This is a genomic window from Palleronia rufa (assembly GCF_000743715.1).
Taxonomy (GTDB): domain Bacteria; phylum Pseudomonadota; class Alphaproteobacteria; order Rhodobacterales; family Rhodobacteraceae; genus Palleronia; species Palleronia rufa.
In genome coordinates, this window is sequence record NZ_JQEY01000001.1 from 238,991 (window position 1) to 252,334 (window position 13,344).

Annotated in this window: 14 protein-coding genes; 4 read left to right on the top strand and 10 right to left on the bottom strand. The window is 67.3% G+C overall.

Going from position 1 to position 13,344, the window contains the following annotated elements:
• Positions 1 to 70 precede the first annotated feature (70 nt).
• Positions 71 to 766, top strand: a complete 696-nt coding sequence (lexA, locus tag KW83_RS01135; RefSeq protein ID WP_036173323.1) for a transcriptional repressor LexA — start codon at positions 71 to 73, stop codon at positions 764 to 766.
• On the opposite strand, the gene KW83_RS01140 is transcribed toward lexA, so the two are convergent.
• The gene (locus KW83_RS01140; RefSeq protein ID WP_036173325.1) at positions 760 to 2,820 is read right to left on the bottom strand and encodes a ComEC/Rec2 family competence protein; all 2,061 of its coding nucleotides are present in this window, start codon (positions 2,818 to 2,820) and stop codon (positions 760 to 762) included. The two genes, lexA and KW83_RS01140, sit on opposite strands and share 7 nt — an antisense overlap.
• 65 nt (positions 2,821 to 2,885) lie before the next feature.
• Between KW83_RS01140 and gltX the strand changes: the two genes are divergently transcribed.
• Positions 2,886 to 4,340: a glutamate--tRNA ligase gene (gltX, locus tag KW83_RS01145; RefSeq protein ID WP_036173328.1), complete on the top strand. Its 1,455-nt coding sequence runs from the start codon at positions 2,886 to 2,888 to the stop codon at positions 4,338 to 4,340.
• A 55-nt stretch (positions 4,341 to 4,395) separates the two neighbouring features.
• Positions 4,396 to 5,691, top strand: coding sequence for a citrate synthase (gene gltA / locus KW83_RS01150; protein ID WP_036173331.1), 1,296 nt, complete (start codon positions 4,396 to 4,398; stop codon positions 5,689 to 5,691).
• 70 nt (positions 5,692 to 5,761) lie between these two features.
• On the opposite strand, the gene KW83_RS01155 is transcribed toward gltA, so the two are convergent.
• Positions 5,762 to 6,862 carry an alkene reductase gene (locus KW83_RS01155; RefSeq protein ID WP_036173334.1) on the bottom strand — a complete coding sequence of 367 codons (1,101 nt, stop codon included), beginning with the start codon at positions 6,860 to 6,862 and terminating at the stop codon, positions 5,762 to 5,764.
• 113 nt (positions 6,863 to 6,975) lie between these two features.
• Between KW83_RS01155 and KW83_RS01160 the strand changes: the two genes are divergently transcribed.
• Positions 6,976 to 7,752: a transglutaminase-like domain-containing protein gene (locus tag KW83_RS01160; protein ID WP_036174789.1), complete on the top strand. Its 777-nt coding sequence runs from the start codon at positions 6,976 to 6,978 to the stop codon at positions 7,750 to 7,752.
• A gap of 124 nt (positions 7,753 to 7,876) precedes the next feature.
• Here KW83_RS01160 and KW83_RS01165 read toward each other — a convergent pair whose 3' ends face one another.
• The 8 genes from KW83_RS01165 to KW83_RS01200 all read right to left on the bottom strand — a co-directional run bounded on the left by KW83_RS01165 (position 7,877) and on the right by KW83_RS01200 (position 13,264).
• On the bottom strand, positions 7,877 to 8,653 hold the full coding sequence (locus KW83_RS01165) for an enoyl-CoA hydratase-related protein (protein ID WP_036173337.1): 777 nt from the start codon (positions 8,651 to 8,653) through the stop codon (positions 7,877 to 7,879).
• A gap of 323 nt (positions 8,654 to 8,976) precedes the next feature.
• Positions 8,977 to 9,399, bottom strand: a complete 423-nt coding sequence (locus tag KW83_RS01170) for a hypothetical protein (protein WP_036173340.1) — start codon at positions 9,397 to 9,399, stop codon at positions 8,977 to 8,979.
• A 112-nt stretch (positions 9,400 to 9,511) separates the two neighbouring features.
• Positions 9,512 to 9,703: a hypothetical protein gene (locus tag KW83_RS01175; RefSeq protein ID WP_036173342.1), complete on the bottom strand. Its 192-nt coding sequence runs from the start codon at positions 9,701 to 9,703 to the stop codon at positions 9,512 to 9,514.
• A complete protein-coding gene (locus KW83_RS01180) occupies positions 9,693 to 10,262 on the bottom strand; it encodes a holin family protein (RefSeq protein WP_036173344.1) in 570 nt (189 codons plus the stop codon). The genes KW83_RS01175 and KW83_RS01180 overlap by 11 nt, the downstream gene beginning before the upstream one ends.
• Positions 10,253 to 10,864, bottom strand: a complete 612-nt coding sequence (locus KW83_RS01185) for a holin-associated N-acetylmuramidase (protein WP_036173346.1) — start codon at positions 10,862 to 10,864, stop codon at positions 10,253 to 10,255. The genes KW83_RS01180 and KW83_RS01185 overlap by 10 nt, the downstream gene beginning before the upstream one ends.
• Before the next feature lie 53 nt (positions 10,865 to 10,917).
• Positions 10,918 to 11,376 (bottom strand): cytochrome c maturation protein CcmE, encoded by a 459-nt coding sequence (gene ccmE, locus KW83_RS01190; RefSeq protein ID WP_036173349.1) that lies wholly within the window; start codon positions 11,374 to 11,376, stop codon positions 10,918 to 10,920.
• Between the two features lie 16 nt (positions 11,377 to 11,392).
• Positions 11,393 to 12,421 (bottom strand): N-acetyl-gamma-glutamyl-phosphate reductase, encoded by a 1,029-nt coding sequence (gene argC / locus KW83_RS01195; protein ID WP_036173352.1) that lies wholly within the window; start codon positions 12,419 to 12,421, stop codon positions 11,393 to 11,395.
• 30 nt (positions 12,422 to 12,451) lie between these two features.
• Positions 12,452 to 13,264, bottom strand: coding sequence for a glutamate racemase (locus KW83_RS01200; protein ID WP_036173355.1), 813 nt, complete (start codon positions 13,262 to 13,264; stop codon positions 12,452 to 12,454).
• Between the last annotated feature and the right edge of the window lie 80 nt (positions 13,265 to 13,344).

Below are 13,344 nucleotides of genomic sequence, written 5' to 3' on the forward strand. Positions count from 1 at the left end.
TGAGACGTATTGACACGGAACGGGAACGCTCTTAGAACATAAGCGAAACGTGCCGGAAGGATGCCGCCCGATGCTGACCCGCAAGCAACTGGAACTGCTGGCTTTCATCAACAAGCGATTGCAGAGGGACGGTGTGCCGCCCTCTTTCGACGAGATGAAGGACGCGCTCGACCTGCGGTCGAAATCCGGGATCCACCGCCTCATCACGGCCCTGGAAGAGCGGGGCTTTATCCGTCGCCTCGCCCACCGGGCCCGGGCCATAGAGATTGTCAAGCTGCCGGAGTCGCTGGAACAGCAGCCCCGGGGCTTCGCGCCCCGCGTGATCGAAGGCGACCGCCCGGACGCCCCGCCGCCGCGCGACGCCCTGTCGGTGGAGCTTTTGTCGGTAGAGATCCCCGTCATGGGCCGCATCGCCGCCGGCGTCCCGATCGAGGCGATCTCGGAGGTGTCGCACAACGTCGCGGTGCCCGGCCACATGCTGTCCGGCCAAGGCAATCACTACGCGCTGGAGGTCAAGGGCGATTCGATGATCGACGCCGGGATCAACGACGGCGACGTGGTGGTGATCCGCGAGATCTCGACCGCCGACAACGGCGACATCGTGGTGGCCCTGGTCGAAGGCCAGGAGGCGACGCTCAAGCGGTTCCGCCGCCAGGGCTCTTCCATCGCGCTGGAGGCCGCGAACCCGGCCTATGAGACGCGCGTGTTCCGCGACGACCAGGTAAAGGTCCAGGGCCGGCTGGTCGGGCTGATCCGCACCTACTGATCGGCGCGGGCGATGCGGCGATCCCGCTGCCGGTCCGCCCCGTTCCACGGCCGCAGTCCCGCGCGCTCGCGCGCGGTCACGATCCGTAGCCCCTCGCCGCCGGCATAGATCGCCACGGACCCGGTCTTTTCCAGCGTGCGCGGATCCAGCATCAGACAGTCGCCCGGTTGCGGGACAGGCTGGCTGGACACCACCACATTGCCGGACGTGCATAGCGCCTGCGCGCGCTCTATCCCGCCCCGGCCGTAGACATGCCACAGGACCGTGCCGCCCAGGTCGGTCCGGGCCTGGCCGGTGGCCTGGTCCCATCCGGGCCGCTCCGCAGCGGCCGGCTGGTCGGTGGGATCACCGTCGTTTTCCAGCCAGACCCGCGCGGCGAACCCGGCCCCCCTGGGTTTGGACAACGCCCGCCCCTCCGGACCCATGATGCCGACCAGAGCGGCCGACGGGGCCACCAACACGGTCGGACGCTCGACCGCCGACCACATGGCAAAGGCCGCCAGCACCGGCGCCGCCCCGATCCAGCGGACGCGGCCATGCCACAGGATCAACCAGAGCGCCCCCAGCGCCAGCAGCGCAAGGGTGAAGGGCGGCGGGCTGGGCACCGGCACCGTGGCGCCGTCCAGCGCCGCCACCCGGGTCGCGACCAGCAGGATCCAGCGGATGCCGGGCTCCATAAGCGCCAGGCCGATCCAGGCCAGCCCCAGCGGCGCCAGCACCGCCGCAAGCAACGCCGCCGGCATGATGGTGAGTCCCATGACGGGGACCGAGACCAGGTTCGCCACCAGACCGTAGGGTGAGAGCTGGTTGAACTGCGCCGCACCCACCGGGGCGGTTGCCGCCCCGGCCACCGCCGACGAGACGAAGAGCGCGAAGGCCCATGTCAGCACCGCGCCCCGCGGCCCGGTTCCCCGATCGCGGATGAATCGGAACGCGACCACCAGCGCCGTGGTCGCGGCAAAGGACATCTGGAAACCCGGCCCCGTCAGTGCGTCGGGCCGCAGGACCAGCACGATCAGCGCTGCGATGGCCACGGCCCGCAGGGTCATGGCCCGCCGCCCGACCAGCACCGCCACCAGCATCACCGCCGCCATGATGAAGGCCCGCTGGGTGGCGACGTTGCCGCCCGACAGCGCCAGATAGGCCGCCCCCGCGGCCAGCGCGCCCATCGCCGCGATGGATTTCGCCGGCCATCCGACGGAGGCCGGAAAGAGCGCCAGGATCACGCGCAGCGCACCGAACACAAGCCCCGTGAGCAGGCCCATATGCAGGCCCGAGATGGCCAGCAGATGCGCCAGATTCGACGCCCTGAGCGCGTCGAGCGTCGCAGTCTCGATGCTGGACCGGTCGCCCGTGGTGATCGCCGCGGCGAAGGCGCCAGCGTCGCCCGGCAGCGCCGCGACGATGGCCGCGGTCATGTGCGCGCGGAGCCGTGCCACCGGCAGGCCGCGACCGGAAGGCTCGAGCAACAGCGCGGGTGTGCGCGCATAGCCCACCGCGCCAAGCCCCTCGAACCAGGCCATGCGCTGGAAGTCGAAGCCGCCCGGCTCGACGGGCCCCTCGGGGCCGGAAAGATGCGCGGTGACGATCACCACGTTCCCGGGCGCCGGGCTCAGCCAGCGCTGATCGCCGTGGAGAGAGATGCGCACCCGGCGTGGCGTCCGGTCGGGCGGCGTGCGCTCAAGAACCACGCGGTCGAGCGTCATGCGCGGCTTGTCGGAGCCGGAGCGATCGACCTCGACCACCCGCCCTTCGACCGCGCCGTAGTAGCGGAAGTCCAGCACCGGCCCGGCGACCAGGGCGCTGCGAACGCCCGCCAGCCCCAGCCCTGCGCCGACGAGCATTACCGCCACCAGAAGCGGCCAGCGCCAGAACCCGGCGGCCATGGCCGCCCCGCCCGCCGCCAGCGCCGTCGCAAGGACCGCCCAGGCCGTCGGGTCCGGCTCAACCGGCAGGGCGAAATAGAGGCCGATGCCCACGGCGAGGCAGACCGGCGACCACAGGAACAGCCCCCCGCGCTGGGTATCGAACCATGCCGCCACGCGCGCCCGCACCACCCTTGTCCTCTCCAGACCGATTGACTACACCCCGGGCAACGATCCTCCGAGTTGGTTATTCTATGGTTAACGCCGCCGCATCCGATGGGCAGACACCGCCTGTCGTCACGCGATTCGCGCCGTCCCCCACCGGGTTTCTCCATATCGGCAGCGCGCGCACCGCGCTTTTCAACTGGCTCTACGCCCGCGGACGCGGCGGGCGGTTCCTGCTGCGGATCGAAGACACGGATTTGGCGCGATCGACGCCGGAGGCGACGGAGGCGATCCTGTCGGGGCTGACCTGGCTGGGACTCGACTGGGACGGCGAGGCGGTCAGCCAGGCCGACCGCGCGCCGCGGCACGCAGAGATCGCCCGGCAGATGGTCGAGAGCGGCACGGCCTACAAGTGCTTCGCCACCCGAGAGGAGATCGAGGCCGCGCGAGAGGCCGCACGGGCCCAGGGCCGCTCGACCCTCTTCCGCTCACCCTGGCGCGACGCGGACCCCGCCAGCCATCCCGACGCCCCCTACGCCATCAGGGTCCGCGCACCGCTGGAGGGCGAGACGGTGATCGAGGACACCGTCCAGGGCCGCGTGTCGATTCGCAACGATCAGCTCGACGACATGATCGTGCTGCGCTCGGACGGGACGCCCACCTACATGCTGGCGGTGGTGGTGGACGATCACGACATGGGCGTGACCCATGTGATCCGGGGCGACGACCACCTGAACAACGCCGCCCGGCAGGGACTCATCTATGCGGCCATGGGATGGGATCAGCCGGCGATGGCCCATATCCCGCTGATCCACGGCGAGGACGGCAAGAAGCTGAGCAAGCGCCACGGCGCCCTGGGGGTCGCGGAATACGTCGCAATGGGCTACCCCGCCGCGGCGATGCGCAACTATCTGGCGCGGCTGGGCTGGAGCCACGGCGACGATGAGGTCTTCTCGACCGGTCAGGCGCTGGAGTGGTTCGACACGGACGGCATCGGCAAGTCCCCCGCGCGGCTGGACTTCAAAAAGCTCGATCACGTCTCCGGCCAGCATATCGCATCCATGGAAACGGACGACCTGCTGGACGCCATCGACGCCTGGCGCGACGCAGCGGACCTGGCGCCCCTGACCCGTGCCGAACGGGACGCGCTGGCCCCTGCCCTGCCGCTGGTGCGCAGCGGTGCGCGGCGGCTGCCGGACCTGCTGGACAGGGCCCATTTCGCCATGGTGTCCCGACCGGTAGAGGTCGACCCGAAGGCCGCCAAGGCGCTCGACCCGGCAGCGATGGACCTTCTGGCCGATTTGACGCCGCAGTTGCGAAATGCTAGCTGGGAACGGGACACGCTCGAGAGCGTGGCAGGCGCCATCGCCGCGTCGCGCGGCATCGGCCTCGGAAAGATCGCAGGGCCCATGCGCGCCGCGCTTGCCGGGCGGACCGCCACACCCAGCGTCTTCGACATGATGATGGTTCTGGGACGGAACGAAACGCTTGCCCGGATCGACGACGCCATGAAGACCGGACCCCTCCGGCCGGGCGCGGCATGAACAGATCACGGACGGTCAGGGACCGCCCGTCCAACGCAGGAAGGGATCTCGCCTTATGGCCGATGACAAGAAGACAGCCAGACTGAGCGTCCACGGGCAGGAATTCGACCTTCCGATCCACTCGCCCACCAACGGGCCGGACGTGATCGACATCCGCAAGCTCTATGCCCAGGCGGGGGTTTTCACCTACGACCCGGGCTATACCTCGACCGCCTCATGCGACAGCACCATCACCTTCATCGACGGCGACAAGGGCGAATTGCTGCACCGCGGCTATCCGATCGACCAGCTGGCCTCCAAATCGCATTTCCTGGAGGTCTGCTACCTGCTTCTCTACGGTGAACTGCCGACCGCCGATCAGCTGGAGGATTTCGAGCACCGCGTCACCAACCACACCATGTTGCACGAGCAGATGGTGTATTTCTTCCGCGGGTTCCGCCGCGACGCGCATCCCATGGCGATCATGGTCGGCGTGGTCGGCGCGATGTCGGCCTTCTACCACGACTCCACCGACATCTCCGATCCCTGGCAGCGCGAGGTCGCCACGATCCGCCTGATCGCCAAGATGCCGACCATCGCCGCCTGGGCCTACAAGTACCATATCGGACAGCCGTTCGTGTATCCGCGCAACGATCTGGACTATGCGTCGAACTTCCTGCGGATGTGCTTTTCCGTTCCGGCGGAGGATTACGTGGTTAACCCGATCCTGAGCCGCGCCATGGACCGGATCTTCACCCTCCACGCCGACCATGAGCAGAACGCGTCCACATCCACGGTGCGGCTGGCGTCATCCTCCGGCGCCAACCCGTTTGCCTGTATCGCCGCCGGCATCGCCTGCCTCTGGGGTCCAGCCCATGGCGGCGCCAACCAGGCGTGCCTCGAAATGCTGCGCGAGATCGGAACGCCGGACCAGATCCCGAAGTATATCGAGCGCGCCAAGGACAAGAACGACTCGTTCCGTCTGATGGGATTCGGGCACCGCGTCTACAAGAACCACGATCCCCGCGCGACGGTGATGAAGCAGTCGGCGGACGAGGTTCTAGACCTTCTGGGGATCGAGGACAATCCGACGCTCCAGACCGCCAAGGAACTGGAGCGGGTGGCACTGGAGGACGACTACTTCAAGGACAAGAAGCTGTTCCCGAACGTCGATTTCTATTCCGGCATCATCCTCGACGCGATGGGTTTCCCGCAGTCCATGTTCACGCCGATCTTCGCCGTGGCGCGTACCGTGGGTTGGATCAGCCAGTGGAAAGAGCAGATCAGCGATCCCCAGCACAAGATCGGCCGTCCGCGGCAGCTCTATCTGGGGGAAACGGCCCGCGACTACGTGGACGTGGAAAAGCGCTGACCGCGCGCGGCGCTCTGGGAAACGGTCCGCCGGGATGGCGGGCCGTTTTGCGTTTCAGGGGTGTGCCCGTTCAGACCGGCTCGATCGCCTTGAGGAACGGATAGTCGATATACCCCGTCTCGTCGCCACCGTAGAACGTGTCCTGGTCCTGCAGATTCAGTTCGGCGCCCGTGCGGAAACGTTCTGGCAGGTCGGGGTTGGCGATGAACGGCCGTCCGAAGGTCGCGGCCTGGGCGTGGCCGCTGGCGATCACCCTGGACGCCGTTTCCGCGTCCAGCGACCCGTTGGCGATGTAGAACCCGTCATAGAGCTTGCGCAGGCGCATCAGCACGTCGCGCTCTTCCGACTTCGTCTCAGTGCCGTAGAAGCTTTCGACCACGTGGAGATAGGCCAGCTTCTCATCAGACAGCATCTTGTAGATCGCGCCGAAATGGCCCTCGGGATCGCTATCGCCCATGTCGTTGGCCTGTCCCAGCGGCGACAGACGGATGCCCACGCGGTCGCGCTCCCAGACGCTTGTCACGGCATCCAGCACCTCGCGCAGGAAACGCATCCGGTTCTCGATCGAGCCGCCATAGGCATCGTCGCGGCGGTTGGTGCTGTCCTGCAGGAACTGGTCGATCAGATAGCCGTTCGCGGCATGGACCTCGACCCCGTCGAACCCCGCGTCCTTGGCGTTCCTCGCGCCGGTGCGGTAGGCCTCGACGACCTCGCCGATTTCCTCGACGGTCATGGCGTGGGGTTCCGAGCAGTCCTCGAACCCGTTGGCGGTGAAGGTCTTTTGGTCCGCGCGGATGGCCGATGGCGCCTGCGGCGTCGCTCCGTCGGGCAACAGGGACACATGGCTGATGCGGCCCACATGCCAAAGCTGGAGATAGATCCGCCCGCCCTCGGCGTGGACGGCATCGGTGATCTCCTTCCACGCCGCGACATGGGACGGATCGTGGATCCCGGGCGTGCCGACGTAGCCCTTCCCATAGGGCGTGACCTGGGTCGCCTCCGTCACGATCATGCCCGCGCTCGCCCGCTGGGCGTAGTAGGTCTGTGCGACCTCCCACGGCGTGCCGTCGGGATGCGCCCGGTTTCGGGTCAGCGGCGCCATCAGCACCCGGTTGGGCAGCTCAACCGCCCCCATCGTCACCGGGGAAAACAAGATGTCGGTATCGGTCATGGATGACTCCTTTGGTCTGTCATGCGATGAACCAATGGTGCAGCTTCGCGTTCCTCACCCATGACCTGCGGCCGCGCACAGCGTCCGTGCATCCCCAAACCGAAAGCGTCCCCATGAAGCTCAACATCACGGCCGAGCTCGACTACGGCATGGAACAGGAGACTGACATCCTGATGCAGATCGAGTGTGCCGCCCTGCCGGACCAGCGGATCCTGTCCGAGACGCTGGATACCGGGCGGACCGGCGCCGCATCGCGCATCGCGGCCGAGGACGGCGTCGGCACCCGCGTCTGGTTGACCTGCCACGGTGGCTTGCGGGTCCGCTACACCACGGAAATAGAGATCGACCGCGCCGCGCCCGACCTACGCACCCTTTCGGCGGAGCCTGTGCATCGACTGCCCCATGAGGCCGTGCGCTACCTCATGGCGTCCCGCTACTGCCAGTCCGACGAGTTCCAGAGCTTCGTCAACGCCGATTTCGGCCATGTGGCGGGCGGTGCGGCGGTTCACGAAATGGCGGAATGGATCCGCACGCGTTTCGCCTATGTCTCCGGTTCCTCCGGTCCGACGACAACCGCCATCGGCACCTTTGTCGAGCGGCGTGGGATCTGCCGCGACTTCGCCCATGTGCTGATCGCCCTGGCCCGGGCCAAGGCGATCCCGGCCCGCATGGTCTCCTGCTACGGGCCCGACGTAACGCCACCGGATTTCCACGCCGTCGTGCAGGTCTGGCTGGACGGCGGCTGGCACCTGGTGGACCCCACGGGGATGAGCCGCCCTGACCGCGTGGCGATCATCGGGGTGGGCCGCGATGCCGCCGATATCGCCTTTCTGACCAGCTACGGTTGGGTCAACCTGCAGCACCAGGCTGTCTACGTCCGCGAAACCTGAGGCCGGATCGAGCGTTTTCCCGGCGACGGGTTGCCTGCCCCGGCCTTTGCGAACCCGGCGGCGCCGGACGGGCGCGACCGTCCGCAGGGCGTCCATCGCCCCGCGCATGACCTATCTAACCTTGTCAGCGGCCCTGATAGTTCGCCATGCGTTTTTCCAGGAACGCCAGCACGCCTTCCCGGAAGTCGCGGGTCCGACCCATGCGCCCCTGGATCTGCGCCTCCAGCGCCAGTTGCTCGGCCAGACCGTTCTGAAAGCTGGCGCGGAGGCTCTCCTTGACGCCGCGATAAGCCTCCGTCGGACCCTTGGCGAGTTGTGCCGCCCGGGCCTTCCAATGCGCGTCGAACTCCGCATCGGGCACGCATTCCCAGATCATCCCCCAGTCGGCGGCCGTCCGGGCCGGGATCGGTTCCGCGAAGAGAGCGGCCCCCATGGCCTTGGCCAGCCCGATCTGGCGCGGCAGCCAATAGGTGCCGCCCGCATCCGGAATAAGCCCGATCCGCGTGAAGGCCTGAAGGAACACGCCCGTATCGGACGCGATGACCACGTCGGCGCCAAGGGCAAGGTTCGCGCCCGCACCCGCCGCAGCACCTCGCACCGCGGCAATGGTGGGCACGGGGCACTCTACCAGGGCCTGAAGCATCGGCTCGTATTCATCGCGCAGCACGCGCTCCAGATCCATGCTGGCCGCGTTGCCGCCATCGGCAAGGTCCTGACCCGAACAGAACGCGTCCCCCGCGCCGGTCAGCACCAGCACCCGTGCGCGGTGCCCCGCGTCCTTCACGGCATGGGTGATCTCTGCGCGCATCTGAGAATTGAGCGCGTTCTTGCGGTCAGGGCGGTTCAGGGTCAGCACCGCCACGTCCTGTGCGATGTCGAAGCGGATGACGTCGTAATCCATGGGGTCTGGCCTTTTGTCAGCTGCGTCCGGTCGGGGTCGGGTGCGACTGTGACAGAGGTGATGCGCCGACGAAAGCCGCGACGCTCCGTCAGGAGCGGCTGGCAGCCCCGAACGCGCGCCCGCCATGAATAGCCGCACGTGGCGCGGCGGGGGCTATGCCGTATCCGGCACCTGTTCTTTCGCACGCCGACAGGGCGCAGTAGACACTCAGCGCACTGGCACGCAATCCCCGGCCGCGCCGCTCCGCCGAACATAGGAAACAATGCGGATCCCGCGGCCCGAGACGGTTGGCCCGCCGATCCGTCGCCGCCCCGGACGATGTGTCATATCGCGGCGGCCAGTGCCAGGGACACCGATGCCGCCAGCACGACCGGCACCGCCCATCCGATCCGCGGCCAGCCAAGATTGGCGCCGATCACCGAGAAATGCATCGCCGTGCCGGTCAGGTACAGTGCCAGCCCGGCAAACAGCGCCGGATGCTCGGTCATGGCCGCCGGATGGCCCAGGATCCGGAATAGCCACCACCAGCCCATCACGAAGGCGCCCCCTGCCCAGGACATGACCATGCCCAGCGCGAGCGGCGTCGCCCGCCGGCGCCAGAGCCAGAAGAACGTCGCCGCGATCATCGCCGCCATCAGGACGAATGCGCCATAGGCGATCTGATAGACCGCCCAGAACCCCCAGATCGCATTTCCCGCCAGAAACGCGGCGAAGAGCGCGCCGCCGCCAAGGATTGCCAGTCTCATCGGATAAACATCTCCCTTACGGCGCGGTCCAGCGCCTCTGCCGCCGCGCGGTTGGCGGCCAGTTCCGTCTGAAGCCTGCGGCCCGTCAGGCGATCCCTCAGCCATCGCAAAATCATTGCATGTACCCCCGGGTGTTCACCCGCGTCCTCAGCAGGGTCGCCATCTCGATCAGCACCGCGGTGTTCTTGCTCAGCGCCTCGCGGGTCGCGGCGTCCTTCTGGGCATCTCGCCAGAGCAGGTAAAAAACCAGGAGAACCCAGGGCCCGTCCTCGGATACCAGCTTCAGAACCAGATCACTGGCCATCTGCGCCCTGCCTCCACGCGTCCAGCGCGGGATTGTCGCCGCCCCCCCTGCCGGGTTCGGCATCGGATGCGGGCACCGCAAAACCGCGCCCGGGTCCGCTTGGAGCAGATGCGTCGCGTGCCGATTTGCGGCGGGCGGCCATGACGGCGCTCTCGGCCAGTTCGCGGCGGAATTCCTGGCCTTTCGATTGGTGTCGCGCGCCGAAATAGAACGACACGATCGCGCCCAGAAGCCACCATAGCGGTTCGGGAACGAGCGCCATGCCTTCCATCCGCGCGCCGAACCAGACCGGATCGACCATGGCGGCGACGAACAGCCCCAGCGTGCCCAGCGCCATCGCCGGCCGCGGCACCCGGTTCATCCCGTCCATGAACCGGTCGAACGCACCACGATCGCGGTTCTGAAACTCCGCCGCAAATTCAGACAGGGCATTCTCGCGCAGGGACGCATCGCGGACCGCCGCGTTCTCGGCGTTCTCTCGGAACGCCCCGACCGTATCGACCACGACATTCGCACCGCTGCCGAACACGGTCCCGACCACGCGGTCGATCAGACCCATTTCGAGACCCTCCGTGCATGCTCCGCCGGGCTCAGGTGGTAACCCTTTGAGATGAACGTCTCGGCGCGGGTGATCCAGCCGCCCTTGCCGCCGTCCCGGCGACGCGCGTACTTGCGCAGAGACGGATTCGTGTCGCCCAGCCCGTAGTAGTAGTTGCGCCGGGCGATCCCGTAGGCGTCCGCCAGATGCCGCGGCGCCGCCGCCCAGGCGGCCTGAGCGGCGGCGGCGGTGATCGGCCCGATCACCCCGTCGACCGACAGTCGCTGACCCATGTCGTTCAGAAGCCGCTGCAGGATCTTGACCGCGTTCCGCCCGGCATTGACATACATGTCGAAGACAGAGGCCTGGATGACCTCCGGAAGCCGGGAAATTCCCGGCGCCTCGAAGTAGTGGCGCAGGATGATCCGGGTCGCCGTCGCGCGGTCGAGCTTGCGCACATCGGCGATGTCGATGTCGCCATCGCCGTCCATGTCGATGCCCAATCGGCGCATGGTCCCGATGGTGATGCCGAAATTCGTGGCCCCGCCCGGATCGTCGGGGTCGTTGACGAACCCGCCTTCCCTGTCGATGATCTCTTCGGCGATCTTGCGGACGTCTGTCATCGGGCCGGTCCTTTCGGGCGCAGGAAAACTGCCCGAAATCTCCGGCCGAGACGTTAATTCATCGACACCTCGGCGTCCGGTGTCACATAGACGCCCTGTTCCTTGAGGATGTCGATAACCTCTTTCGGCATGTAGGATTCGTCGTGCTTGGCCAGGATCTCCGAAGCCATGAACTGTCCGTCGACGAGGCGCCCGGTGCCCACCATGCCCTGCCCTTCCGCGAACAGATCCGGCAGCGCGCCCGCGTAGGCCACCGGCACGCTGGCCGCGCCATCGGTCACGCGAAAGGTGATCGTCTCGCCCTGACCACGGGCAAGGCTCCCCTCCTCGACGAGTCCGCCGATACGGAACACCTCGGACGGCGCCGGGGGCGTGTCGGCGATCTGGCTGGGAGAGCGGAAGAAGTTGATCCCGTCGCGCATCGCGTACCCGATCAGCGCCGTCGATGCGATCAGAGCGACCGCGGCCACGGCGATGACCTGTATGCGCCGCTTCTTCTTCAAACCCTTCATGCTCGACCCCTGGCTGTCACGGGAAAACGGGCGCCAGCATCAGCCCCGCCGTCTCCTGCACGTTTAGCATCAGGTTGGCGTTCTGAACAGCCTGCCCGGATGACCCTTTCGTCAGATTGTCAAGCGCGGCCACCACGATGGCCCGCCCCTCACGCCGGTCCTGCACCACGCCCAGATGGCAGAAGTTCGATCCCCTGACATGCCGCGTGGACGGGGTTTCGCCCAGGGGCAGCACCTGGAGGAACGGCTCATCGGCATATGTGTCCGACAGTGCCGCGTGGATCGCCATCGCGTCGCCGCGCAGATAGACGGTCGCCAGGATGCCGCGGTTCGCCGGCACCAGATGCGGGGTGAACTGAACCCTGACGGGCCGCCCGGCAAGTTTGCTGAACTCCTGGTCGAACTCGCCCAGGTGACGGTGGATCCCACCGACCGCATAGGCCTGATAGCCTTCGGACAGTTCGGCATGGAGCAGGTTCTCCTTCAGCGACCGCCCGGCTCCGGAAACACCGCATTTGAGATCCATGATGATCTCATCCAGATCGATCACACCGGCGGAAATCAGCGGCCGCAGCGCAAACTGCCCGGCCGCCGCGTTGCATCCCGTGCCCGCCACAAGCCGCGCGGCGGCGATCTCGTTGCGATAGAACTCGGTCAGCCCGTAGACAGCGTCCTTTTGCAGATCGGTCGCGGCATGGGGCGCGCCGTACCAGGCTTCGTAGTCCGCCGCGTCGCGCAGACGGAAATCCGCCGACAGGTCGACAACCTTCAGATCACGCGGCAGATCGCGGATCACGGTCTGCGACGTCGCATGGGGCAGCGCACAAAACACCAGATCCACACGCGCAAAGTCGATGTCCTCGATCTTCGCCAGATCCGGCAGGTCCAAATGGCGCAGATGCGGGAATACGGCCCCCATCGCCTGCCCGGCCTTGCGCTCACCCGAAAGGGCCGCGATCCGGAACGACGGATGCGTGGCGATGATGCGGACAAGCTCCGCACCGGTGTAACCTGAGGCGCCAAGGATCGCGATTGTCTGGGTCATGGGGGCCACTCCGGGCAGGGGTCTGGCCGTTCAGGCCCTTTCGAACGTGATCTGGCGGCGCAGGAACCGGGTCGCGTGATCAGAGACCCGTCGCGGATCGCCCGTGGTCAGGAACCGCGCCGCAGTGCCGGAACCGCGCATGGCAGGGCGCCGCTGCAGATAGTCCTCAAGCGATGCCGCCACCAGGCTCGCCTGGGAATACACTTCCACGTCGGGGCCAAGCGCGTCCTGAAACGTCTGTTCCATCATCGGATAGTGCGTACAGCCCAGGATCGCGGCCTGCGGATGCGGCATCTTGCGCTTCAGCGCATCCACGTGCGAGCGCACCAGCGCCTCTGCCAGGATCTGGTCGCCGTCCTCGATCGCGTCCACGACGCCGCCGCAGGCCTGTGCCTCCACATCCACGCCGATGGCGCGAAACGCCAGTTCGCGCTGGAACGCCCGGCTCGATACCGTGGCGGGCGTGGCGAACAGCGCCACGTTGCGCACCCGGACCTCCCGGGGGGGAGAGTTGTCGCCCCATTGCCGCTCTGTCAGCGCCTCGATCAGCGGCACGAAAACGCCGAGCACCCTCTTGTCTTTGGGCAACCAGGTTTCCTGCATCCGGCGCAGAGCGGCGGCAGAGGCCGTGTTGCAGGCCAGGATGACCAGATCGCAACCCTCGGCCCAGAGCCGCTCCACGGATGCGCAGGTCAGCGCAAAGATGTCGTCGGCGTCGCGCACGCCATAGGGCGCATGGGCGGAGTCGCCCAGATACACGAAGGGCACGTCCGGCAGGCGTTTTTCCAGCGCGCTCAGCACGGTCAACCCGCCAAGGCCGCTGTCGAAAATCCCTACGGCCATGGCGCGCTCCGCATTCCGTGTCGACCTCCGAGCCGCGGGCAGGATCGCGCAAGGGCTCTGGCGACAGTCGATAGGTGGCG